The sequence below is a fragment of the Micromonospora saelicesensis genome (assembly GCF_900091575.1).
Taxonomy (GTDB): domain Bacteria; phylum Actinomycetota; class Actinomycetes; order Mycobacteriales; family Micromonosporaceae; genus Micromonospora; species Micromonospora saelicesensis.
Map to the genome: position 1 here is coordinate 16,231 of NZ_FMCR01000009.1, position 22,293 is coordinate 38,523.

The 22,293-nt window shown below is 73.4% G+C and carries 23 protein-coding genes; 13 read left to right on the forward strand and 10 right to left on the reverse strand.

Translation table 11 applies throughout. From position 1 onward, the window contains the following. Positions 1–17 precede the first annotated feature (17 nt). Entirely contained in the window at positions 18–812 is a 795-nt protein-coding gene (locus GA0070561_RS29970) for a spermidine synthase (RefSeq protein ID WP_091408147.1), read from the reverse strand. Between the two features lie 103 nt (positions 813–915). Next, positions 916–1,893: a DUF2267 domain-containing protein gene (locus GA0070561_RS29975; protein ID WP_091408149.1), complete on the reverse strand. Its 978-nt coding sequence runs from the start codon at positions 1,891–1,893 to the stop codon at positions 916–918. Positions 1,894–2,093: 200 nt separating this feature from the next. Here GA0070561_RS29975 and GA0070561_RS29980 point away from each other — a divergent pair, with 200 nt between their 5' ends. Then, entirely contained in the window at positions 2,094–2,408 is a 315-nt protein-coding gene (locus GA0070561_RS29980; RefSeq protein ID WP_091408152.1) for a hypothetical protein, read from the forward strand. A gap of 75 nt (positions 2,409–2,483) precedes the next feature. On the opposite strand, the gene GA0070561_RS29985 is transcribed toward GA0070561_RS29980, so the two are convergent. Continuing rightward, the gene (locus GA0070561_RS29985; protein ID WP_091408155.1) at positions 2,484–2,822 is read right to left on the reverse strand and encodes an STAS domain-containing protein; all 339 of its coding nucleotides are present in this window, start codon (positions 2,820–2,822) and stop codon (positions 2,484–2,486) included. Positions 2,823–3,033: 211 nt separating this feature from the next. On the opposite strand from GA0070561_RS29985, the gene GA0070561_RS29990 reads away from it, so the two are divergent. The 5 genes from GA0070561_RS29990 to GA0070561_RS30010 all read left to right on the forward strand — a co-directional run bounded on the left by GA0070561_RS29990 (position 3,034) and on the right by GA0070561_RS30010 (position 7,456). After that, a complete protein-coding gene (locus GA0070561_RS29990) occupies positions 3,034–4,791 on the forward strand; it encodes a PP2C family protein-serine/threonine phosphatase (RefSeq protein WP_091408158.1) in 1,758 nt (585 codons plus the stop codon). Then, on the forward strand, positions 4,788–5,825 hold the full coding sequence (locus GA0070561_RS29995; protein WP_091408161.1) for a cobalamin B12-binding domain-containing protein: 1,038 nt from the start codon (positions 4,788–4,790) through the stop codon (positions 5,823–5,825). Before GA0070561_RS29990 ends, GA0070561_RS29995 begins: the two co-directional genes overlap by 4 nt. Positions 5,826–5,941: 116 nt before the next feature. Further along, positions 5,942–6,289 (forward strand): STAS domain-containing protein, encoded by a 348-nt coding sequence (locus tag GA0070561_RS30000; protein WP_091408163.1) that lies wholly within the window; start codon positions 5,942–5,944, stop codon positions 6,287–6,289. An 84-nt stretch (positions 6,290–6,373) separates the two neighbouring features. After that, positions 6,374–6,820, forward strand: a complete 447-nt coding sequence (locus GA0070561_RS30005; RefSeq protein WP_091408166.1) for a response regulator — start codon at positions 6,374–6,376, stop codon at positions 6,818–6,820. Positions 6,821–6,934: 114 nt separating this feature from the next. Beyond that, positions 6,935–7,456, forward strand: a complete 522-nt coding sequence (locus GA0070561_RS30010) for an ATPase (protein ID WP_091408169.1) — start codon at positions 6,935–6,937, stop codon at positions 7,454–7,456. A 24-nt stretch (positions 7,457–7,480) separates the two neighbouring features. On the opposite strand, the gene GA0070561_RS30015 is transcribed toward GA0070561_RS30010, so the two are convergent. The 3 genes from GA0070561_RS30015 to GA0070561_RS30025 all read right to left on the reverse strand — a co-directional run bounded on the left by GA0070561_RS30015 (position 7,481) and on the right by GA0070561_RS30025 (position 10,060). After that, the gene (locus tag GA0070561_RS30015) at positions 7,481–8,329 is read right to left on the reverse strand and encodes a hypothetical protein (RefSeq protein ID WP_167362534.1); all 849 of its coding nucleotides are present in this window, start codon (positions 8,327–8,329) and stop codon (positions 7,481–7,483) included. Between the two features lie 288 nt (positions 8,330–8,617). Further along, entirely contained in the window at positions 8,618–9,043 is a 426-nt protein-coding gene (locus GA0070561_RS30020) for an OsmC family protein (protein WP_030332593.1), read from the reverse strand. Between the two features lie 69 nt (positions 9,044–9,112). Next, positions 9,113–10,060: a serine/threonine-protein kinase gene (locus GA0070561_RS30025; protein ID WP_091408818.1), complete on the reverse strand. Its 948-nt coding sequence runs from the start codon at positions 10,058–10,060 to the stop codon at positions 9,113–9,115. Positions 10,061–10,259: 199 nt separating this feature from the next. Between GA0070561_RS30025 and GA0070561_RS30030 the strand changes: the two genes are divergently transcribed. The 5 genes from GA0070561_RS30030 to GA0070561_RS30050 all read left to right on the forward strand — a co-directional run bounded on the left by GA0070561_RS30030 (position 10,260) and on the right by GA0070561_RS30050 (position 16,380). After that, a complete protein-coding gene (locus tag GA0070561_RS30030; protein WP_091408172.1) occupies positions 10,260–10,490 on the forward strand; it encodes a hypothetical protein in 231 nt (76 codons plus the stop codon). Positions 10,491–10,609: 119 nt separating this feature from the next. Continuing rightward, a complete protein-coding gene (locus GA0070561_RS30035; RefSeq protein WP_372433046.1) occupies positions 10,610–11,350 on the forward strand; it encodes a response regulator transcription factor in 741 nt (246 codons plus the stop codon). Continuing rightward, entirely contained in the window at positions 11,328–12,833 is a 1,506-nt protein-coding gene (locus tag GA0070561_RS30040; RefSeq protein ID WP_091408177.1) for a sensor histidine kinase, read from the forward strand. Before GA0070561_RS30035 ends, GA0070561_RS30040 begins: the two co-directional genes overlap by 23 nt. A 44-nt stretch (positions 12,834–12,877) precedes the next feature. Beyond that, positions 12,878–15,091, forward strand: coding sequence for an ArnT family glycosyltransferase (locus GA0070561_RS30045; RefSeq protein WP_091408179.1), 2,214 nt, complete (start codon positions 12,878–12,880; stop codon positions 15,089–15,091). A gap of 5 nt (positions 15,092–15,096) precedes the next feature. Continuing rightward, positions 15,097–16,380, forward strand: coding sequence for a glycosyltransferase (locus tag GA0070561_RS30050; protein ID WP_425255919.1), 1,284 nt, complete (start codon positions 15,097–15,099; stop codon positions 16,378–16,380). Between the two features lie 10 nt (positions 16,381–16,390). Here the strand turns inward: GA0070561_RS30050 and GA0070561_RS30055 are convergent, their stop codons facing one another. From GA0070561_RS30055 to GA0070561_RS30065, 3 genes are read right to left on the reverse strand one after another with little or no spacing between them, the layout of a single operon-like run. Further along, complete coding sequence (locus tag GA0070561_RS30055) at positions 16,391–17,527, reverse strand: FUSC family protein (RefSeq protein WP_091408185.1); 1,137 nt, start codon at positions 17,525–17,527, stop codon at positions 16,391–16,393. 47 nt (positions 17,528–17,574) lie between these two features. Continuing rightward, positions 17,575–17,949, reverse strand: a complete 375-nt coding sequence (locus GA0070561_RS30060; RefSeq protein ID WP_091408187.1) for a sensory rhodopsin transducer — start codon at positions 17,947–17,949, stop codon at positions 17,575–17,577. Then, positions 17,946–19,163, reverse strand: coding sequence for a D-arabinono-1,4-lactone oxidase (locus GA0070561_RS30065; RefSeq protein WP_091408189.1), 1,218 nt, complete (start codon positions 19,161–19,163; stop codon positions 17,946–17,948). Before GA0070561_RS30065 ends, GA0070561_RS30060 begins: the two co-directional genes overlap by 4 nt. Before the next feature lie 68 nt (positions 19,164–19,231). Here GA0070561_RS30065 and GA0070561_RS30070 point away from each other — a divergent pair, with 68 nt between their 5' ends. Beyond that, positions 19,232–21,073 (forward strand): glycoside hydrolase family 15 protein, encoded by a 1,842-nt coding sequence (locus GA0070561_RS30070; RefSeq protein ID WP_208603884.1) that lies wholly within the window; start codon positions 19,232–19,234, stop codon positions 21,071–21,073. A gap of 4 nt (positions 21,074–21,077) precedes the next feature. Here the strand turns inward: GA0070561_RS30070 and GA0070561_RS30075 are convergent, their stop codons facing one another. Then, a complete protein-coding gene (locus tag GA0070561_RS30075) occupies positions 21,078–21,929 on the reverse strand; it encodes an arginase family protein (RefSeq protein ID WP_091408192.1) in 852 nt (283 codons plus the stop codon). 200 nt (positions 21,930–22,129) lie between these two features. Between GA0070561_RS30075 and GA0070561_RS33850 the strand changes: the two genes are divergently transcribed. Then, positions 22,130–22,279: a hypothetical protein gene (locus GA0070561_RS33850; RefSeq protein ID WP_165947858.1), complete on the forward strand. Its 150-nt coding sequence runs from the start codon at positions 22,130–22,132 to the stop codon at positions 22,277–22,279. Positions 22,280–22,293: the final 14 nt, after the last annotated feature.

The following is a 22,293-nucleotide window of genomic DNA, read 5'->3' on the forward strand; positions in this document are numbered from 1 at the left end:
TACGGGCACAACGGCGATCAGTGGCGGGAGTTGTCGTCCGCGTCGGTGACGGGGTGGGCGCCGGCGACGAACGTGTCGAGCGCGGCGGCGTGCAGCAGCCCGCCGGGCACCGGGTCGCGCAGGGCGGCCACCGCCAGCCGGGCCACCGGCAGCCCGCCGGGGCGGGAGGTCGCGGCCAGCACCAGGTTGCCGTACCTGCGGCCGCGCAACATCCGCCGGTCGCCGACCACGCACACGTCGGCGAAGACCGCCCGCAAGGTGGCCACCTGCACCCGGGTACCGACCAGCGGCGGCAGGTCGGTGACGTTGACCAGATACAACCCGTCGGGGCGCAGGACGCGGGCCACCTCGGCGGCGAACTCGACGGTGCGTACGTGCCGGGGCATCCGGGCCGCCCGGTAGATGTCGGCGATCACCACGTCGTACCGGCCGTCCGGGGTGCCGGTCAGGGCGTCCCGGGCGTCGGCGACATCCACCCGCACCTCCGGCGGCAGCGGCGGCAACTCCCGGGCCACCAGCTCGACCACATCCGCGTCCCGCTCGACGACCCGTTGCGGGGAGCCGGGCCGGGTGGCGGCCAGCCAGCGGGGCAACGTCAACGCGCCGCCACCGAGGTGCAGGACGTTCAGCGGGGCGCCGGCCGGCGCCGCCACCTCCACCGCCGAGGCGATCCGCCGGACGTACTCGAAGTGCAGGTGCCGAGGATCCTCGACATCCACGTACGACTGCTCGACCCCTGCCGACAGCAGTGTCCGCCCGGTCCGGCGGACCGGGTCGGCGACCATTTCCAGCCGGTCGGCGGCGCGGTTCATGTCCGGCACGCTAGCCGAGCCCACGGTGCACCCGGCACGGCGGACGGGCCGGCGGAGCGGGGTCGCCCCGGGTCCGCCGGCCCGACGGTGTCGTGGTGACCGGTCAGCCGCCGGCCATCCCGGCCCCCACCTCGTCGATCGCGTCGTCGATCTGGCGGGCGAGGTCCACGTCGAGCGCGGTGACCCCGTTGGCCTGGCTGGTCCGCACGGTCAACACGGCGGCGGTGTCGCCCGGACGCCCGATGCTCGGGCCGCGGCCGTTGTCCTGGCGCAGCCGGTCGAGCCGGGCGAGCACCCGGTCCAGGTTGTCGGGCGGCAGTGCGACCACCCGGTAGAGGCCCTGGCTGTCGCCGGCCCAGTAGGGCAGGTCGTCCAGCGCCGCGCTGATCTCGTCGGCGTCCAGGGTGGGTGTGGTGGTGGAGGCGCCCACCAGACCGCCGCCCGCCTCCGGCGGGTTCAGCAGGTCGCGCAACCCGTCGGGTACGTGCAACGACTCGACCAGGTCGCCGTCCTGCTCGGCGAGCGCGGCGATCGTCGCCTCGGCCTGGTACCGGGCCTGCTCCGGGGTGTTGCCGCTGATCCGGCCCACCTCGGCCAGGAAGCCGGGCAGGTCCTGGTGCCGTTCGATGCCGTCGACCGGCAGCACGTCGTGCAGCGACGCCGGCACCGCGGCGAGCAGCCGCTGCCGCTCGGCGGCCTCCAGGGCGAACGCGAGGACCAGCACTGTCGCCTCGGTGCCCACCTTGGCGGTCTTGAAGTCGACCCCGGCGCGACGCCGGACCTCGTCGACCAGGTCGTGGTAGCCCATGCTGTTCACACCGGCCGCACCGCTCGGCGGGGACGGCTGCGGTCGCGGGTTGTCGGCGCTACCGACCGGCGGCGGTGCCGGCCCGCCGCGCGTGCTGTCCGACTTGTGCGTTCCGGCCGCTGGTGGGCCGGCCCGCTTACCCGCATCAAGGCTCGTGAGCTGCTTGGACGCACTCAGGCTGGCGCCGATCTCGCTGGGCTGGCGATTCTGCTCCCGGGCCTGCCGGGCCAGTGCCCGGCGCCTCTGGTTGTCGCCCTCCATCTGCTTGCGCATGGTGGCATCCCTTCCGCTGGGGATCGTGGCTGCGCCAGTCGCCTTCCCGCCGTCCCGGAGAAGGAAACGGAGGCCGCCGGCCGGGTCGGAGCGGCCTGCGCCACGCTTCATCCGGCGGGGGTGAGGGGTGCTCACCCGCACGGCCCGCACGATCGGGTCAGGACCGGAGTTCTTCCGAGGTACGCGGAAGGAAGGTCGTCATGAAGGAAGTTGTCGAGATCGTCCCCGCTCGACCCGGCTGGTACGCCCGCTGGCAGCTCACACCGGAGGTCACCAGGTGTTACCCGGTGAGCCTGTGGGCGCTGCTGGAGGAGGCCGACGGAACGGGCCGCGAGGTGATCGGAATGGACTGCATCGGTCAGTGGCCCGGCGCGGACGACAACGAGGCGGGTGGGCAGTTCGTCCGCTACCTGTACCAGACGCCCGATTCGGGGGAGCCGGAGGACGTGGACGCGGCCCCGATCGGCGAGCTGCGTGAGGACGGCCCCCGGCTCCAGCCGATGACGGCACCCTAGACATTCCTCCGGCCCCCGACCCCAGGTCCCAGGGTCGGGGGCCACCCCGTTTCGCTTCCGGGGGTGGCTTTCGGGTCAGCCGATGGCGCGCACGTCGTCGTCGGCGTACGCCTCGGCGAGCAACTCACTCAGGCCCGTGCGGTCCAGCATTCGCTGAAGTTGAGGGCTGACCCCGGTCAGTCGGATCGCCCCGGCGGCCCGGTGCACCACCAGCAGCGCGCTGAGCCCGGAGGAGTCGCAGAGGGTCACCCCGGTCAGGTCGAGAAGAACCGGGGCGTCACCGTCGCCGCCCAGCTCGGCCGCCGCGGCGATCAGGTCGGGCGCGCTGTCGTAGTCGAGTTCGCCGGTCAGCCGGAGTCGGACGTTCCCGGCGGCGAGCCGGGTTGTCTCGATGGTCAACAGCTGGTCGGGCATCCCACCATTTTCCTTGTCGAGCGACAAAACGCAAAGCGGGGGCGGCGAAGCGCCCTCGTGTCCCTCGTCCGACACCCCTGCCGTGGCGGTGCCCGTCACCTGCCGTGAGATGCCGCTTTCCGGGTTCCGGCGTAGGGTGGCCGGAGAGTTTTGACAGTGGACGCCGGTTCCGGCACGGGTTCGGTGAACGACAAGGAGTGAGGCTCAGCTGGTGACTGCTTCCGACGTCAGGGACTGGGACCCGGGCGACGGACGGCTCTCCACGCCGAGCACGACTCGACCCTCGGCGTGGTCCGCCGACGTTCGCCGCCCCACCGCTGCCCTGCCGCCGCTGGCCCCCGACCGGGGGCAAACCACGCCTGACTGGTTAGAGGTCGTCGAGCACTTCCGGGAAGGGCTGGTGGTCTGCGACGCCGATGGCGTCGTGCGGCACGTCAGCCCGGTGGCTGAGCGGTTGTTGCCCGAGGTGACGTCCGGCGAGCTGCTCAGCGCGGCCGGTGTGCACGGGTTGAGCGAAGGGGTCCCCGGGAGCTTCACCCATCGCGGGCGCCGGCTCACCGCGCGCCAGGTGCCGCTCTCCGGTGACCGCTGCTGCTGGTACGTCGAGGACGTCACCGACAGCGTCAGCCGCGCCGACGCGCTGCTCGCCGAACGGGCCCGCTCGGCATTCCTGGCCGTGGTCGGCGACAAGCTGGGCAACCCACTGCACCCCGACCGGGCGGCCGCCGCGGTCGTCCGACTCGCCGTGCCGACCCTGGCCGAGGTGGCGGTGCTGGTGATCGCGCCGCGGGCCGGTCGTGCTCGCTGGTGGCGGGCCTCCCGCACCGACGACGAGGTGCCGACGGTGGACAGCGGCGTGCTGGCCGGCGGCGAGCTGCCGACCGCCATCGCCGACGGGTTGACCGGGGCCGAGCCGCACGCGGTGGACTGGCTGGTCGAGCAGGCGGTCGACGCCGGCTGGCTGCCGGGGCTGGCCGGCACCGAGAGCGCCGCCCGGGTCGTCCCGCTGCCGGGGCGTGACGCGCCGGTCGGTGTGCTGCTGGTGGCCCGTCGCGCCACCCGCTGGTACGACGAGGACGACGTGGAGCTGGTCCGCGCTTTCGCGGCCCGCGCCGGCGCGGCGTTGACCACCGCGCTGCTCTACCGCGACCAGGCCGAGGTGGCCGACACCCTCCAGGCCAGCCTGTTGCCGGTCGAGCCGGTCGAGGCCGTCGGTGTGCAGTGGGGCACCGCGTACCGGCCCGCGCAGGCGGGGCTGCGCATCGGCGGCGACTTCTACGGTTCGCACCGGCTCACCGACGGTGGTTCGGTGTTCTTCCTCGGCGACGTGTCGGGCAAGGGCGTCGAAGCCGCCGTCTTCACCGGCCAACTGCGCCAGTGCCTCCAGGCGCTGCACCGGTTGGAGTCGAACCCCGCGCGGTTGCTGCGGCTGCTCAACGACGCGTTGCTGGAGACGACCCAGGCGCACGGCCAGGGCCGCTTCGCCACGATCGTGCTGGGTGTGGCCCGCCCGGAGCGCGACGGTGGCCTCACCCTCACCATGGCCGGCGGCGGGCACCTGCCACCGCTGGTGCTGCGCGCCTCCGGTGAGGTGGAGACGGTGGAGTTGCGCGGCATGCTGATCGGGGTGGTGCCCGACCCCCGCGTCGGGGAGGTGACCGTACGGCTGGCGCCGGGCGAGACCTGCCTGCTCTACAGCGACGGCGTGACCGAGGCACGGGGCGGGCGGCGCGGAGACGAGCAGTTCGGGCCGGAGCGGCTGGTCACGGCGCTGACCGGCTGCCAGCGGATGCCCGCGCCGGCTCTGGCCGAACGGGTCGAGCAGATCACCTGCGACTGGTTGGCGCAGGGCGACCACGACGACATCGCCGTGCTGGCGCTGCGGGCGGCCGGCCCGAGCGGGCGCGGGGCGCGGCACCTGCACTCGGTGCCCGCCGGCATCGACCAGACAGAGGAGACTGACGCGTGACCGCCGCCACGGCCACCACCGACCTCGGCGAGGCGTACTCGGGGTACCTGGACCACCTCGCCGACGCCGACGAGTACGCCGCGACCGACCTGGCGATCGGCCTGCTCGACGCGGGCGTCCCGGCGGAGCGGGTGCTGCTCGACCTGGTCGCGCCCGCCCAGGCCGAGGTGGGCGAGCGGTGGGCGCGCAACGAGTGGAGCGTCGCCCAGGAGCACGCGGCCACCCACATCAGCGAGCAGGTGGTGGCGGCGGTCTCCGCGCACGTCAAGGCGCGGCCGACCGGTGGCCGGGTCGTGGTCGCCTGCATGGACGGCGAGTGGCACGCGCTGCCACCCCGGCTGGTGGCCGAGGTGCTGCGGTTACGCGGGTGGCAGGTGACCTTCCTGGGCGCCAGCGTCCCCGCGGCGCACCTCGTGTCGTACCTGCACCGCTACGACGCGCACGCGGTCGCGCTGGCGTGCGCGCTGCCGATGCGCCTGCCGTACGCCCACCGGATGATCGAGGCCTGCCGCCGCTCGGACGTGCCGGTGGTGGTCGGCGGGCGTGGGTTCGGCACGGACGGCCGGTGGGCGCGCCGGCTCGGGGTGGCCTGGGCGCCGGACGCCCCCTCGGCGGCCGAGCTGATCACCGACGAGCGGGCGCTGCGCGGGGCCGCGCCGGCGCAACTGGCGCACCTGGGCGACGACGAGTACGCCAGCCTGGTGCGCCGTCGCGGTGAGCTGATCGACAGCGCGTTGGCGGAGCTGCGGGAGCGGGTGCCGGCGGCACGGGCGTACACCGCCGCGCAGCTCGACGCGACAGTGAGCGACCTGGGCCACATAGTGGATTTCCTGGCGGCGGCGGTCTATGTCGACGACCCAACGTTGTTCACCGAGTTCGTGGAGTGGCTGTCGGGGATTCTGGGCAGTCGTGGGGTGCCCACCGGGGCGGTCGTCCTGCCGCTGGAGCACTACGCCGCCGCGTTGCGGGACTTCCCCCGGGCGGCGCGGGCGCTGGCGCTGGGATGCGCGGCGCTGCCCGCCACCGCCCGCTGACCGACCCACCGGTGGCCGCCGGATCGATCACCGCGCCCGGCGGCGGACGAGTCAGCTCTGCGTATACTTGCCGGACTGCAAACGTCCCACCCTGGGGTGGAGCGAGGGGGAGAACGGTGACGTTCAGCGTCAACTACGTCGAGAGCGACGGTGGTGGCGCCTGCCTGCGGCTCGTGGGCGAGCTGGACCTGAGCACCGCCCCCGAGCTGACCGCCGCGATCGACCGGCTCACCGCGGCGGGTGAGACCCGGGTGCTGCTCGACCTGACCGACCTCACGTTCTGCGACTCCACCGGAATGGCGGTGTTCGTCCGGGGCGACAATCGGGCGGCGGCCGACGGGGGGTGGCTCCGGCTCACCGGCGCCAACGGGCGGGTCGAGCGGGTGCTGCGCGTGACCGGCCTCGCCGACGTGTTGCGCTACGAACCGGAGTCGGTCGACCCCGCGTCCCGCAGTGCTTCGTGATGGGCTAGATTTCCCCGCCAGCATTTCCCCGCCAACGCGGTGACCGTCAGGGTCCCGTCCCCGCCGACTCCGAGGCAGGTAGTGATGGGCGTAGACAGCCCGCAGCCGGTACGCATCCTGGTGGTCGACGACGACCCGGGTGATGTGCTGATGATCGAGGAGGCGCTGGCGGACTCCGACGTCGACAAGATCATCGACGTGGTGAGTGACGGCGAGGAGGCGATGGAGTTTCTCCGCGCCGAGGGCCGGCACGAGCAGGCCCGCCGACCGGACGTGATCCTGCTGGATCTGAACATGCCGCGGATGGACGGTCGGCAGGTGCTCGGGGCGGTCAAGCAGGACGAGGATCTGCGAACCATCCCGATCGTCGTGCTGACCACATCCAACGCCGACACCGACATCGTCGGCAGCTACACGTTGCAGGCCAACGCGTACGTCACCAAGCCGATCGACCTGGACGACTTCAACGACGTGGTTCGCCGCATCGACGAGTTCTTCGGCCGGGTCGTGGTGCTGCCCAAGCGCATTTGAGGCCCGCGCCACCTGCGCGCATGCTGAACATTTTTCCCGAACCCCCTCGGCGCGAGCGGTCGCGGCCGAGGATCCAGGTGGGGAAGTAACAGCAGCTGCCTGGGGGGCGACAGTATGAGGTTCTCCGTCGTTGAGACCGGTTACGACCAGCGACAGGTGGATTACTGCCTGGACGAGTTGGGGATCCGGTTGTCCCGGCTCGCGGCGCGGGCCGAGGGCGCCGCCGGGGAGGCCCGGGAGTGGGACGAGATCCGCCAGGAGGCAGCCTGGCTCAGCGGGCTCCTGCACCGACTCGATCTGGACGACGTCGCGGCCCCCCGGTACGCCGGTGACGCGGTGCGGCGTGAGGCCGCCGAGATCCTGGCCCAGGCCCGCGCCGAGCTGGACGCGGCCCGCGAGGAGGCGCGGCGGGTGCGGGAGCGGGCGTACGCGGAGGCCGTGCAGGCCCGACGTGACTTCGAGGCGGCGCTGGACGCTCGCCGACGGCGCGAGGTGCGGGTGGACGAGATCCTCAGCCAGGTGACGGTCGACCAGGTGCCCGCCGACACCCCCACCGCAGCCGCCGGAGTGCCGGGCAGCCGGGTCGGGGTCGGGGGCCCGGACGCGGGCGCGGAGCCACCGCCGGGCCGTCGCTGAGACGCGCGGGCGTGGGTGCCCGGCTCAGGCGGTGAGCGCCGCCGCGACGGTGGTCGCCCGGTCCTCGTGCTGGGCGTACGCGTCGGGGTACGCGGAGATCTGCACGGCCTGGGCGGCGGCGGTGACGCTCATGTCCTGCCAGCCGGGGATCTCGTTGAGCGCCGTGTAGAAGGCCCGCGCGGCGTACGACGGGCGCATCAGCTGGGCCACGGTGCCCCAGCCGCTGCTGGGCCGCTGCTGGAACAGCCCGACCGAGTCGTGGTCGGAGCCGCTGCCCTGGTTCGGGTACTCCGCCGACTCCGGGAGGACGTCGCTGGCCAGGTTGTAGAGGTTGCTCTCCTGCATGGCGGTGGACAGTGCCACCACCAGGGCGCGGCGCGGCATCTTCATCTCCAGGCCGACGTCCACGATGATCTTCGCGTTGTCCATCTGTGCCTGGTCGAGGCCGGCGACCGGCCGGGGGCGGCGGGGCTTGACCGGCTTCTTGGGCGCCTTGCGGACGGCGGTGGGAGTGGGCGTGGGCTTCGCCGTCGGGGTGGGCAGGATTCGGGCGGGGGCGGCGTCGCGATCCAGTGACCGGGAGGCGCGCTCGTCGGCGATGGCGGCGCGGTCGGCCACCGCCTCGGCGAGCGGCTCGACCGTACGGGGGGTGTCGTCGTTGCCTCGCGCGGTGGCGACCGCGACGAGGCTGAGGCAGCAGGTGACACCGGTGGCCAGCGCCACCCGGACCGGGGTCGAGCGCAGCAGGGCACGCCGCGACGGGTCGGGAGCGCGGTGACGGCCGATCGTCCGTTCGGTTGATGCGGCGTCGTCCGAGGGGGTGCTCGGGCGCGCGTCGGTCAGCTTCTGGGCAGAGGGGTCGTCGGGATGCACCTGACGAGGCTAAAGAGCTGAATGCCCGATGCCATCAGCCCGTACGGTGGCATGCGCCACAATTTGCCCTGATCATGGCGACTTTATTGGGCAAAATACGAGCGAAGTAGATCAACCTCGCGGATCACTCCAGACGGTTATTCCCGACTTGCCGGGTGAATGCGGTCGCCCCGCCACCCCGCTGGCCGCGCCTCCGGCAAACTTCAGGACTCAGCCGAACAGCCGAGCCATGCCTCCACCAACCGGCCCCGGGGTGTGCGGGTGACAGGCGACGACCTGAGCGTGGAGTCAGTGTCGGCCGTTCTCGGCTGGGGTGACGGTCAGGCGGTGTCGGCTGGCGTCGCCGCTGGAGAACGGCCAGAGCCGGTCGGCGTACTCGACCAGGTCGGCCAGTTGGTCTCGGCTCAGCCCGGCTGAGGAGATCTCCGCGTGCACGTCGGCCCGGTATCGGCCGTCGTTGTCCCGCCCCAGCTTCGCCTCCGCGCGGACCTGCACGGTGTGCGCCTCGTCGGTGATCTCCCCGGCCACCTCCACCGCCGCGTGATGCAGGCAGGAGGCGAAGGCTGCGGCCAGCAACTGTTCCGGGGTCAGCCCGGTGCAGTGCGGCGCCAGCGGTGAGGCCAGCGCGGTGGAGAGCCCGCCATCGTCGGTGCGTACGTGACCGCCCTCGGCGGTCGCTGTGGCCTCACGCAGCCAGGAACTCTGATCCGGCATCGCGTTTCTCCCGTCGCTCACCAGCCGGCTACCCCTTCGCCGCCCGGCGAAACGCCGCCTGTCGTCCGGTCAGCGCCCGGCGGGCAGGTGCGGCTCGTCCACCAGCACCACCGCCTCGGTGGCCTCCGCGGCGGCCCGCTCGGTCCACGGCGACGTCGGGGCCGGCCGGCGGGTCGTCGGGATCGTCATCGGCACGTACACCCGGGCGTCCACCGCCTCGGCCAGCAGCAACGCGGCGACCAGGCTGGTCGGCCGCTGCGCGGGGTCGTCGGCGAGGCAGGAGTGGCACAGCTCGGCCACCTCCGGCGGGAGCCCGGCGATGTCGGGCAGCGGCTCCGGTGGCCGGCGGCGGCGGACGAGCAGCAGTTCGCTGGCGGTCGCCGCGCGGTAGGGCAGGCGGGCGGTGAGGCTGTAGTAGAGCAGCACGCCGAGGGCGTACATGTCGGCGGCGGGGGTGGCCGGTGCCTCGTCCAGCTGCTCGGGTGCCAGGTACGCCGGGGTGCCCAACACCATCCCGGTCGGCATCGGGTCCGGCGCACCGGCGGCGATGGCGATGCCGAAGTCGAGCACCTTCACCCCCGCCGGGGTGAGCATGACGTTGGCCGGCTTGACGTCCCGGTGCACGATGCCCTCGGCGTGCGCGGCGGCCAGCGCCGCGGCGACCTCCGCGCAGACCCGCACCGCGATCTGCCAGTCCAGCGGCCCGGCGCGCAGGTGCACGGCGAGCGTCTCACCCTCGGCCAGCTCCATGACGATGTAGGGCACCGGTCGGCCGGGCCACGTCGAGGAGGTGCCGAAGTCGTGCACGCTGGCCACGTTGGGGTGTTCCAGCCGGGCAGCCGACCGGGCCTCCGCCCGGATCCGGTCCACCGGGCCGTCCCGATCGTCACGGCCGGGCGAGAGGAGCTTCACCGCGACCGGCCGGTCCAGTACCTGGTCATAGGCCCGCCACACCTCGGACATCCCGCCCACACCGATGCGCTGTTCGAGCCGGTACCGCCCGTCCAGCATCCGCATCGACCGCTCCTCGTCCTCGCCCCGCCGACGGCGGGTGCTGAGGTGCCGGTACCCGAGCGCCGAGCTGGGCAAACCGGAGCCCGATTCGAGGCGGACGGCCCCGCGCACCTCGCTGCGCCACGGCGGCGGGTGCGGTAGCTTGCGAGCCAGAGCCGGTGTCACCGATTGTGCCGGCACGGTCACCCGAGGGGACGCCGCGATGAGCGAGGTCACCGTACGCTTCGTCGGCGGGCCCGCGGACGGCCTGGTCCGGCTGCTGCCGGCCGGGTCGGACGGCGCCCCACCCCAACGTTGGATCATGCGGCACCCGGACGGCACGGGCCCGGTGCAGCCCGGCCCCGACCACCTCTACGAACGCGACCGGCCCGACGAGGCCGGCGGCTGGAGCATGCGGTTCGTGCGCACCGACGCGTACGGGGTGTCCGAGTGACCACGAGGCGGGGCTGACCGGTGGTGTCGCCGGCGTCGCGTCGGCCCGGCCGCACAGCTCGCGCACAGCTTCCGCAGGGGCGCGGCACAGGCGTGGCGGCCACCATGGGGCCCATGGTCATGAACGGGCAGGCCGCGCCGAGCCGGATCGAGCTGCGTCGCCCCGACGGTGAACCCGTCCGGGTGCTGGTGGTCGACGACGAACCCACGCTCACCGACCTGCTGTCGATGGCCCTGCGCTACGAGGGTTGGCAGGTCCGCACCGCCGGCAACGGCATGGCGGCGTTGAGCACCGCCCGGCAGTTCCAGCCGGACGCCGTGGTGCTCGACGTGATGCTGCCCGACCTGGACGGCTTCCAGGTGCTGCGCCGGCTGCGCGAGCACGCCCCCACCGTGCCGGTGCTCTTCCTGACCGCCCGCGACGCGGTCGAGGAACGCATCGCCGGGTTGACCGTCGGCGGCGACGACTACGTCACCAAACCGTTCAGCCTGGAGGAGGTGATCGCCCGGCTGCGCGCGCTGCTGCGCCGCTCCGGGCTGGCGATCGCCGCCCGGGAGGAGGCGGTGCTGACCGTCGGTGACCTCAGCCTCGACGAGGACAGCCACGAGGTCCGCCGTGCCGGCCAGCTCGTCACCCTCACCGCGACCGAGTTCGAGCTGCTGCGTTACCTGATGCGCAACCCGCGCCGGGTGCTCAGCAAGGCGCAGATCCTCGACCGGGTGTGGAACTACGACTTCGGCGGACAGGCCAACGTGGTGGAGCTGTACATCTCGTACCTGCGCAAGAAGATCGACGCCGGCCGGGCGCCGATGATCCACACGCTGCGCGGCGCGGGTTATGTCCTCAAACCCGCCGAGTAGGCGCCGCCCGCTGCGCGCCGCCCGAGGGTGGCTGGCCGGGCGCTCCCTGCGTACCCGACTGGTGTTCGCCCTGCTCGCGCTGCTGGCGTTGGTCAGCGTCGCCATCGGTGGCCTGACCACTGTGGCGCTGCGGCACTTCCTGATCGACCGGCTCGACGCCCAGTTGGCCCCTGCGACGGCCATGCGGGGCGACCGGCCGGGACGGCCGGCGTTTCCCGGCAACGGACCGGGCATCCCTCCCGGGTTGCCGTCCGGCGCTGTCGTCGCCGAGATCAACGACGGCCGCGTGACCAGCGCCCGGACCCTGACCAGGAGCGTCTCCAGCGCCGATCCGTTCCCCGACGAACAGTCGGTCCCGGTGGGGGAGGTCGCCGTGCTGGCGGACCTCCCGGTCGACGCCAGGCCGCGCACCGTCGACCTCGGCGATCGCGGTGACTACCGGGCCGTGGCCCGCCAGTACTGGGACGGCCGGGTACGCGTCGTCGCGATCCCCCTGTCCGGCGTCCAGGAGACCGTCTGGGCGCTGGTCGCCGCGCAGGCCGGGGTGGCCGCAGTCGGGTTGCTGCTCGCCGGTGTGGCGGGCGCGCTGATCGTGCGGGCGACCCTGCGACCGCTCAACCGGGTGGCCGCCACCGCCACCCGCGTCACCGAACTGCCCCTGGACCGGGGGGAGGTGGCGCTCGCCGTCCGGGTCCCGGCCGCAGACACCGACCCGCGCACCGAGGTCGGTCAGGTCGGCGCGGCGCTGAACCGGATGCTGGGCCACGTCGCCGACGCGCTCTCCGCCCGGCAGGCCAGCGAGACCCGGGTACGCCAGTTCGTCGCCGACGCCAGCCACGAGCTGCGGACGCCTCTCGCGGCGATCCGCGGCTACGCCGAGGTGGCCCGGCGTGGCCGTGACGAGGTCCCCGCCGACGTGGCGCACGCGCTGCGCCGGGTGGAGTCGGAGAGCACCAGAATGACCAGCCTCGTCGACGACCTGCTGCTGCTGGCCCGCCTCGACACCGGCCGGCCGCTCGCTGTCGAACCGGTGGACCTGACCGCCCTGGTGGTGGACGCGGTCAGTGACGCGCACGTCGCCGGTCCCGAACACCGCTGGCAGCTCGAACTGCCCGAGGTGGCGATCCAGGTACGGGGCGACGCCGCCCGGCTGCACCAGGTGGTCGCGAACCTGCTCACCAACGCCCGGGTGCACACCCCGCCCGGCAGCACTGTCACCACCACACTGGCCGTCGACACCGCCAGCGCCGTGCTGACCGTCGCGGACGACGGGCCGGGGGTGCCGGCGGAGCTGCAACCGGAGATGTTCGAGCGGTTCGCCCGGGGCGACAGCTCCCGATCCCGAGCGCACGGCAGCACCGGCCTCGGTCTCGCGATCGTCGCGGCGGTGGTGGAGGCCCACCACGGCACGGTCGGGGTGGACAGCCGTCCAGGTCGGACAATGTTCACCGTCCGGCTGCCGAATCCCACAGCTGACGCATAGTCGGCGCACGGGGTCGCGCCAGCCCGGCCGTCGAGGCTGGCCGCATGGACAGAACAGAGACCCTGCTGACGGCACCCGCCGCACCCGAGCCGCCGCCGGCCGCCCGCCCCGACCAGCACTCGCCGCCGACGCGCCGCTCGCCGGCCTGGGCCCGGCCCGCGCTGGCGATCCTGCTGCTCGCCACCGGCCTGCTCTACCTGTGGGGCCTGGGCGCGTCCGGCTGGGCGAACTCGTTCTACGCGGCGGCAGTGCAGGCCGGCTCGGTGAGCTGGAAGGCGTTCCTCTACGGCTCGTCGGACGCCGCGAACTCCATCACCGTCGACAAGACACCCGCGTCGCTGTGGCTGATGGCCCTGTCCGTGCGCGTCTTCGGGTTGAACAGCTGGGCGATGCTGGTGCCGCAGGCGCTCTGTGGGGTCGCCTCGGTCGGCGTGCTCCACGCGACGGTGAAGCGCTGGTACGGGCCGGCCGCCGGTCTGATCGCCGGCGCGGTCCTCGCGGTCACCCCGGTGGCGACGCTGATGTTCCGGTTCAACAACCCCGACGCGCTGCTGGTCCTGCTGCTGGTCGCCGGGGCGTACGCCACCGTGCGCGCGCTGGAGACGGCCAGCACCCGGTGGATCGTGCTGGTCGGTGTGCTGGTCGGCTTCGGCTTCCTCACCAAGATGTTGCAGGCGTTCCTGGTGGTGCCGGTCTTCGCCGGCGTCTACCTGTTGGCCGCGCCGACCGGGCTGTGGCGGCGGGTGCGGCAGTTGCTGCTGGCCGGGTTGGCGGTGGTGGTCTCCGCCGGCTGGTGGGTGGCGCTGGTCGAGCTGGTGCCGGCCAGCGCCCGCCCGTACATCGGCGGTTCGCAGGGCAACAGCATCCTGGAGTTGACGCTCGGCTACAACGGCCTCGGCCGGATCACCGGCGAGGAGGTCGGCAGCGTCGGCGGCGGTGGTGCGCGGCCGGGTGGCGGCGGTGGCCCGTTCTCCGGGCAGAACGGCGTGCTGCGGATGTTCGGCGGCGAGATCGGTGGTCAGGTCTCCTGGCTGCTGCCGGCCGCGCTGATCCTGCTGGTGGTCGGCCTGCTGCTCGCCGGGCGGGCGGCCCGCACCGACCGCCCCCGGGCCGGGTTGCTGCTCTGGGGCGGCTGGCTGCTGATCACCGGCCTGATCTTCAGCTTCATGTCCGGGATCTTCCACGCCTACTACACGGTGGCGCTCGCACCGGCGATCGGTGCCCTGGTCGGCATCGGCGTGACACTGCTCTGGCGGCAACGCCGACTGCTGCCCGCGTCCGCCGAAGCTGTCGGCACACGCTGGCAGCGGTGGCGTCCACTCGCCGCCACGGCGACGCTCGCCGGCACGCTCGCGGTCACCGTCTGGTGGGCGTGGGTGCTGCTCGGTCGCAGCCCCGACTGGTACCCGTGGCTGCGGACCACGGTGCTCGTCACCGGCCTGGTCGGTGCGGCGCTGCTGCTGGTCACCCGGCTGCCCCGCCGGTTGGTGCCGGTGGTGCTGGGCCTGGGCGCGGCGGCGGCCCTCGCCGGCCCGGTGGCGTACGCGGTGCAGACCGCCGCCACCCCGCACACCGGGTCGATCCCGAGCGCCGGCCCGTTCGTGGCGGGCGGGTTCGGCCGGGGCGGCTTCCCCGGCGGACGACCGCCCGGCGGCATGGAACTGCCGACCGGCGGTCAACTCCCCGGCGGCGGCCAGTTCCCGGGCGGCTTCCCGGAGGGCGGCCAACTCCCGGGCGGCGGCCAGAACGGCGGCGGTCAGAACGGTGGGGGCCGCAACGGCGGTCAGGGGCCAGGTTTCCCCGGCGGCGGCCGCAACGGCGTGCCTGGTTTCCCGGGCGGCGGCCAGGTCCCCGGCGGCCAGGGGCGCACGGCCGGTGGGGGAATGGGTGGGCTGCTCGACGCTCGCGAGCCCAGCGCCGCACTGCGCGAGCTGTTGGAGCGCGACAGTGCCGACTACACCTGGGTGGCCGCGACCATCGGCTCGAACAACGCGTCCGGTTACCAGCTCGCCACCGGCGAACCGGTGATGCCAATCGGCGGTTTCAACGGCAGTGACCCGTCGCCGACCCTCGCGCAGTTCCAGCGGTACGTGGCCGACGGAGAGATCCACTACTTCGTCGGTGGTGGTGGCTTCCGGGCCAACGGCGGCAGCTCGGCCTCCCAGGAGATCGCCGCCTGGGTCGCCGAGACGTTCACGGCGCGGACCGTCGACGGGGTCACCGTCTACGACCTCAGCGCCGGTGCGGAGGCGTCGTGACCACGCTGGGCGGGCCACGGGCCGCCATCCGGGCCCGACCCACCGCCGCCGTGCTGGACGTGGTGATCCCTGTCTACAACGAGGAGGTCGACCTCGGGCCGTGTGTACGGCGACTGCACGACCACCTGAGCGCGCACTTCCCGTACCCGTTCCAGATCACCATCGCCGACAACGCCAGCGTCGACGACACCCTGAAGGTGGCCGACGGCCTCGCCGGTGAGCTGCCCGGCGTCGAGGTGCTGCACCTGGACGCCAAGGGGCGGGGGAGGGCACTCTCCGCCGCCTGGTCGGCGTCGTCCGCGCCGGTGCTGGCGTACATGGACGTGGACCTCTCCACCGACCTGGCGGCGTTGCTGCCGCTGGTCGCGCCCCTCATCTCCGGCCACTCGGACCTGGCGATCGGCACCCGGCTGGCGCGTACCTCCCGGGTGGTGCGCGGCACCAAGCGGGAGGTGATCTCCCGCGCCTACAACCTGCTGCTGCGCGGGGCGTTGGCGGCGCGGTTCTCCGACGCGCAGTGCGGGTTCAAGGCGATCCGCGCCGACGTGGCCGCGGAGCTGCTGCCGTTGGTGCGGGACACCGGCTGGTTCTTCGACACCGAGCTGCTGGTCCTCGCCCAGCGGGCCGGGCTGCGCATCCACGAGGTGCCGGTGGACTGGGTCGACGACCCGGACAGCCGCGTCGACATCGTCGCCACCGCCCTGGCCGACCTGCGCGGCGTGGGCCGGCTGGGCCGGGCGCTGCTGACCGGCGCGCTGCCCCTGGCCGACCTGCGCGCACAGCTCGGCCGGGCGCCGCTCACCGCACCGCGCGCACAGCCCGGTCAGGCGCGGCCCAGTCAGGCGCGGCCCAGTCAGGTGCTGCCCGGTCAGGCGCTGCCGGGGCGGGTGCCGGTCGGGTTGCCCCGGCAGCTGGTCCGGTTCGCGGCGGTGGGGGTGGCGAGCACGCTCGCGTACCTGCTGCTGTTCGTGTCCACCCGGGGTCTGCTCGGCGCGCAGCCGGCGAACCTGTTGGCGCTGCTGGCGACCGCGGTGGCGAACACGGCCGCGAACCGGCGGCTGACGTTCGGCATCAGCGGACGCCGGCACGCCGCCCGGCACCACGCGCAGGGGTTGCTGGCCTTCGCCCTCGGTCTGACGTTGACCAGTGGCGCGTTGGCTGCGCTGCACGTCGTCTCCGCCGTACCGGCCCGTCCGGTGGAGCTGGCCGTGCTGGTGGCCGCGAACCTGGCCGCCACGGTGCTGCGCTTCGTGCTGCTGCGCCTGGGCATGCACCACCGCCGTACCTGAGAGTCACCGGTCAGCCGGCGGCGGCCTCGCGGACCAGCCGGCGTGCCTCGTCCCGGGGCACGCCGGTGGCCCGCAGGAGGTCGTTGGCGGCGGTGCGCAGCTGGGAGACCACTATCGTCCCGGAGAAGCCCAGGTCCTGCCGGCACGCCACGCCCGCCTCCCGGACCGCGTGCAGCACCCGCTCCCGGGCCTGCACCGGTTCCTGCCCGGCGACGAACTCCCGGTGCAGCAGCCGGACCGACTCGCCGAGGTGCTCCACCGCCGCGGGCAGGGCCGCCGGCACCGGTTCCTCGTCGCGCAGGGCGGTGCCGATCCGGCGCACCAGACCCCGGCTGTTGCGGAAGGCCCGTTCCATGTGCGTCACCCCGCGCCGGTACGCGGCGATCGCCCGGCGTCGTCGCCAGCGCACCGGGGAGAGCCGAACCACCTCGTCGGCGGCGGTCGTCACGGCGACGAGCTGTCGCAGTTGCGGGTCGGCGTCGCGCATCCGGTCCAACACCGCCCGCGCGCGGTCCCAGTCCGCCTCGGCCAGCGCCTGCGCGGAGGCGGTCATCTCCCGGGCGAACAGGTCCAGGGCGGGCTCGGCGGAGCGGCGCACCATCCGCATCGGGTTCAGGGGCAGCAGGACGAGCATCACGAACAATCCCGCCACCCCGCCGACCAGCGCGTTGACAGTTCGGGGCAATTCCAGGTCCGGCGCGGTCGGGGTCAGCGTGGCGACGAGCACGGCGGTACCACCGGCCTGGGTCATCAGTGCGCCGGTGCCGCGTACCAGCACCGACGCCGCGATCGCCAGGAAAACGATCACACCGGTCTGCCACGGGCCGGTACCGAACAGGCTGATCAGCAGGTCACCCACGCCGATGCCGAGCACCACCCCGACGACCAGTTCCAGTGCGCGGGGAGCACGTTTGCCCAGCGACGCCGCGATGACGCCGACCGCCGCGGCCGGCGCGAAGGTCGGCTCCGGGTTACCGAGCAACTCGCGGGCCACCAGCCAGGCCAGGGCGGCGGCCAGGCCGGCCTGGAGCGCCACGACCAGGTAGAGCCGGATCCGCTGGCCGCTCTGCCGGCCGGCCCGCGCGACGCGAGCCCGCAGGGTGCCCGCCGCCGTTCGCGCCCCGGTCGCCCCGGCCGTTGGTTTCATGGCGGGGGGTACCCGGCCCGGCCCACGAGCGAACCTGCGCCGAACGGTTACGCCGGGTACGCCATGGCAGCGGCGAGAGCGACGACCCCCGGCAGCCGGGTGTCCTGGCGCAGGAACTGCACCACCACCGGCACCGTGGAGCGCAACAGACAGCCGTACGGTCGGTCGAGCCGCACCGCTTCCGGGTCGATCAGGTCGTTCAGCCGAACATGTCGTACCCGGTGGGCGTCGACGGTGATGGCGTACGGGCCGACCGGCTCGGTGTCCTCGTAGTAGAGGTGCAGCTCGGCGTCGGCGCGGGTGCCGGTGGCGTTGAGGACGCACAGCTGATCGAAGCTGGTGAAGGCCGGTTCGGGGCCGTTGCTGGGGAACGGGATGTGCCCGCCCGGCACGACCCACACGCGGGCGCCGATCTCGGTCATCGGCTCTCCTCCAGCAGCCGGGCGAGGTCGGGGCTGAGGAACACCCCGTCCGGGTCGAGTCGGCGGCGGGCTTCCCGGAAGTCGTCCCAGCGCGGATAGAGGGGCCGCAGGTCACCGGCGGTCAACCAGTGCTTCTTGCCCCAGTGCGGCCGGCCACCGTACTGCCGGAAGACCGCCTCCATGTCCCGGAAGTAGTCCTCGTACGGCAGCGAGGTGTTCTGGAGGCAGGCGATGGTGGTGGTCGGCCGGCCGTACGCGTTGCTCAACCAGATGTCGTCGGCGGCGATGCTGCGTACCAGTACCCGCCAGCCGACGACAGTGCGGTGCCGTTGCAGGATCCGCCGCCGGACCTCGGCGAAGCAGGCGGGGAACGCCTCCGACGGCAGCATGTACTCGATCTCCTCGAACCGCAGGTCCCGCTCCTGCGGGATGGTGCGGTGGATTGGACCGGACCGGATCTCGTGGGGTGCGCCCCACGGGCCGGAATCCGGCACCCGCGGCGCGGCCCACACCCGCACGTCGGAGCCCCCGTCGGTACGGTTCAAGGTGCGGATCTGGGTCTCGTCGCTGCGCGGGTACCAGTAGAAGTCCATGTTGCGGTTGGTGTGCTGCAATTCGGCCAGGTGGTCGAGGGTCCAGTCGATGTGCGCGCACCACGCCCGGCGGTGCAACTCGTAGTGCGGTTGCACGTCCAGGGTGACCTGGGTGACCACTCCGAGAGCGCCCAGCGACAGCCGGGCCGCCGGCAACAGGTCCGCGTTGTCGTCGGCCGAGATGTCGAGAACCTCGCCGGTGCCGCTGACCAGGCGAACGCCGGTCACCTGGGTGCACAGGTTGCCGAAACCGATGCCGGTGCCGTGCGTGCCGGTGGCGGTCGCGCCGGCGATCGACTGGTAGTCCACGTCGCCGAGGTTGTCCATGGCCAGGCCGGCGTCGTACAACCCCTCACCGAGGGCCTTGAGCTTGGTGCCCGCCCACACCCGCGCCCGATCGGCGTCCTCGGTAATGACTCCGGCGAGCCGATCCACGCTGAGCAGGATGTCGTCGGTGCGCGCAAGTGGGCTCGACGAGTGGCCGGAGCCCACCGGGCGGATCGTCCTTCCGTCCTGGCGTGCCCGCACCACCAACTCCCGTACCGCGTCCTCGTCCGCCGGCTCGGCGAGCTCCCGCGGGGTGAACGAAAGGCTGCCGGACCAGTTGACGAACTGTCGCATCCGGCCGACTACCCGTCGGCGCGACCGGTAGTCGCGTTTCCGTGCCGGCCCGCCGGGTAAGGAGCCGCGTGCCGGCCTTCGGCTCCGCGAACACGCCGCCGATCGACTCGTACGCGTTCCTCTCCGACACCCACACCGGGGCGCTGATCGGCGCGGACGGCACGGTCGACTGGTTCTGTGTGCCGCACTTCGACGGCGACGCGGTCTTCGCGCGGCTGCTGGACCGTCGCGTCGGTGGCGCGTTCACCCTCTCCGTCGCCGCTGACGCCGCGCCGGTCCGCCGGTACCTGCCCGGCACCCTGGTCGTGGAGAGCGTGTACCGCGCCGCCGGTGGCAGCGCAGTCGGTCAGGACTTCCTCGCCGTACAGGCCGGTGATGCCGCACAGCCGTTCCGCGCGGGCAAGCTGCTGGTGCGCCGCCTACACGTGCGTGCCGGGTCGGTGCGGGTGCGTGCCGAGGTGACGCCGCGCCCGGGGTACGGCTCCCGTCCGGCCGAGTGGCACCGCGACGACGATCAGTGGGTGGCCGGCGACGCCGGGCTGCGGCTGGTCTCGGAGTTGCCGTTCCGCGTCGACGGCGCGACCGCACGGGCCGAGGCGGTGCTGCATGAGGGGCAGACGGTCGACGTGCTGCTCGGCTACGGCCCGGACCGCATCGACGCGGTCGACCCCGCTGACCTGCTGGAGGAGACCCGCCGTACCTGGCGCGAGTGGTCGGACCGCGCCGACTACACCGGCCACGGCCGCGAGCAGGTGCGGCACAGCGCCGCCGTCCTGCGGGGCTTGTCCTTCGACGAGACCGGCGCGTTGCTCGCCGCGCCCACCTCCTCGCTGCCCGAGGAGATCGGCGGGGTCCGCAACTGGGACTACCGCTACACCTGGCACCGCGACGCCGCGTTGCTGCTGCTCGCCCTGTTCCGGTTGGGCCACGCCGAGGAGGGCCGTCGCTACCTGCACTTCCTGCTCACCACGTGCGGCGGGGTGGGCGACGTCCTCAGCCCACTCGTCGGGATCCACGGGGTGACCCGCGAGGAGGAGATCCTCGATCACCTCGACGGGTACGTCGGCTCGCGGCCGGTGCGCATCGGCAACGAGGCCGCCCACCAGCTCCAGTTCGACACGTACGGGCACGTGCTCGACGCCGCGCTGTCGTACCAGCAGCTCACCGGAGAGTTGACCGGCACGCAGTGGCAGGTGCTGCGCCGGCACGTCGACACCATGGCCGCCCGGTGGCGAGAGCCGGACCATGGCATCTGGGAGATCCGGGGGCCACCGCGGCACTACGTCAACTCGAAGATGATGGCCTGGGTCTGCCTCGACCGGGGTGTCCGCCTCGCCGACCTGGTCGGGGACCACGACGCACCGATCGAGCGGTGGCGCGGCGAACGCGACGCCGTCCATGCCGAGGTCCTTGAGCGTGGGTTCGACCGTGGCGTCGGCAGCTTCGTGCTGGCGTACGACTCGACCGAACTCGACGCGTCGTTGCTCCGGATGCCCCTGGTCGGGTTCCTCGCCGGTGGCGACCCGCTGGTGGTGGCCACCATCGGCCGCATCCGGCGGGATCTCGCCATCGCCCCGGCGCTCATCCGCCGGTACACGGCCGACGACGGGTTGCCCGGCGAGGAGGGCGCGTTCCTGCTCTGCTCCTTCGAGCTGGTCTCCGCCCTGGTCCTGGCCGGGCGACGCGAGCAGGCCGCCGAGCTGTTCGACCAGCTCCGCGCGTACGCCGGGCCGCTCGGCCTGTACGCCGAACAGCTCGACGCCGACGGCACCGCGCTGGGCAACTACCCGCAGGCCTTCACCCACCTCGCGTTGATCGAGGCGGCGCTGAACCTCGATGGCGCTGGCGACCGCGACGCGTTGCACGCGTGGGCGGAGCGAACCGCGCGACAGGGAACGGCCGGCGGCTGACCGGTCAGCCGACCAGCATCTCGGTGAGGACCTCGACGACGCGTCGGGTGTGCCGCCCGTCGGGGTCCTCGTCGGGGTTCAGGTCGGTCACGCTCATCCCGAGCAGCCGGTCGGCGCGGGCCAACGGCGTGACCAGCGCGATCAGATCCGCCCAGCGCGGCCCGTCCGGCTCGGGGTAGGTCACCGCCGGCAGGTCGCGCGGGTCAACCACGTCCAGGTCGAGGTGCAGCCAGGCCGGTCCGTCCCCGTCGGCGGCCAGACCCGCGCCGACCGTCGCCGCGCCCCGGCGTAGCAACTCGGCGGCGTTGACCTGCCGGATCGCCGGGTCGATCCGGGCCGCCTCGACCCGGCTGCTCTCGTCGGTGGCCGGGCGGTGCCCGAGCAGATGGACGCGGCTCGGCTCGATCAGCGCGCCGCCGTCGGTGCCGACGGCGGCGGCGGGGCCGTACCCGGTGACCACCGAGAGATCCATGTCGGCGGCCTCACCGGTCGGTGAGGTCGTGCCGTCGAGGAAGTCCGGGTGGGCGTCGACGAACCACAGGTCGGTCGCCGGGGGCAGGGCCCGGCAGACGCCGGGCAGGATCGCGCAGTCGCCGCCGAGCACAAGTGGTCGGTGGCCGTCCGCGATCAACGCGCCGATCCGCGCGGCGATGGCGCCGCCGGCCCGGACCAGGCCCGCCGCGCCGATCACCCCGCTGGCCGGGTCGCGGTTCGGGTCGCGCAACCGCGTCTCGTCGATCTGCCCGTCGTCGTCGGCGGCGAGGGCCTCGCGCAGGCCGGCGCGGCGCAGCGCGGCCGGGGCCCGCTCCTCGCCGCGCCCGGCTCCGGAGGAGTCCAGCGGCGCGTCAACGATCATCCAGCGCACGTCCGCAGCGTACCGGCGCGACCGGCCGTCCCGGCCGCATTCTGTGGTGCGGCTGGGAGTACGCCGATGTGCCCGCGACAGCGACGACCACCGGCGTACGGTGGGGGACAAGTCCGGCTTTCTGGGTCAAAAGCCTCATCGGTGTACGCCCTGGGACGCCGGTGTCGAGGCGGCGAGGCAAGGAGCGATCGGTGGAACATCTGGCCTACCTGGACGCGGGGTCCGGCAGCCTGATCGTGCAGGCGGTCGTCGGTGGGGTGGCTGGCGCCGCGGTCGCCGCGAAACTCTACTGGCGACGGCTGGTCGACCGGTTCCGCCGGCAACCCACCGACCAGCGCTGAGCGGGCCAGCTCCG

Excerpts from the sequence above, each read along its gene's own strand:
- GA0070561_RS29970 (WP_091408147.1), bottom strand. The coding sequence starts at position 812 with ATGAACCGCGCCGCCGACCGGCTGGAAATGGTCGCCGACCCGGTCCGC.
- GA0070561_RS29975 (WP_091408149.1), bottom strand. The coding sequence starts at position 1,893 with ATGCGCAAGCAGATGGAGGGCGACAACCAGAGGCGCCGGGCACTGGCC.
- GA0070561_RS29980 (WP_091408152.1), top strand. The coding sequence starts at position 2,094 with ATGAAGGAAGTTGTCGAGATCGTCCCCGCTCGACCCGGCTGGTACGCC.
- GA0070561_RS29985 (WP_091408155.1), bottom strand. The coding sequence starts at position 2,822 with ATGCCCGACCAGCTGTTGACCATCGAGACAACCCGGCTCGCCGCCGGG.
- GA0070561_RS30005 (WP_091408166.1), top strand. The coding sequence starts at position 6,374 with ATGGGCGTAGACAGCCCGCAGCCGGTACGCATCCTGGTGGTCGACGAC.
- GA0070561_RS30010 (WP_091408169.1), top strand. The coding sequence starts at position 6,935 with ATGAGGTTCTCCGTCGTTGAGACCGGTTACGACCAGCGACAGGTGGAT.
- GA0070561_RS30020 (WP_030332593.1), bottom strand. The coding sequence starts at position 9,043 with ATGCCGGATCAGAGTTCCTGGCTGCGTGAGGCCACAGCGACCGCCGAG.
- GA0070561_RS30025 (WP_091408818.1), bottom strand. The coding sequence starts at position 10,060 with ATGCGGATGCTGGACGGGCGGTACCGGCTCGAACAGCGCATCGGTGTG.
- GA0070561_RS30030 (WP_091408172.1), top strand. The coding sequence starts at position 10,260 with ATGAGCGAGGTCACCGTACGCTTCGTCGGCGGGCCCGCGGACGGCCTG.
- GA0070561_RS30035 (WP_372433046.1), top strand. The coding sequence starts at position 10,610 with ATGAACGGGCAGGCCGCGCCGAGCCGGATCGAGCTGCGTCGCCCCGAC.
- GA0070561_RS30040 (WP_091408177.1), top strand. The coding sequence starts at position 11,328 with ATGTCCTCAAACCCGCCGAGTAGGCGCCGCCCGCTGCGCGCCGCCCGA.
- GA0070561_RS30045 (WP_091408179.1), top strand. The coding sequence starts at position 12,878 with ATGGACAGAACAGAGACCCTGCTGACGGCACCCGCCGCACCCGAGCCG.
- GA0070561_RS30055 (WP_091408185.1), bottom strand. The coding sequence starts at position 17,527 with ATGAAACCAACGGCCGGGGCGACCGGGGCGCGAACGGCGGCGGGCACC.
- GA0070561_RS30060 (WP_091408187.1), bottom strand. The coding sequence starts at position 17,949 with ATGACCGAGATCGGCGCCCGCGTGTGGGTCGTGCCGGGCGGGCACATC.
- GA0070561_RS30065 (WP_091408189.1), bottom strand. The coding sequence starts at position 19,163 with ATGCGACAGTTCGTCAACTGGTCCGGCAGCCTTTCGTTCACCCCGCGG.
- GA0070561_RS30075 (WP_091408192.1), bottom strand. The coding sequence starts at position 21,929 with ATGATCGTTGACGCGCCGCTGGACTCCTCCGGAGCCGGGCGCGGCGAG.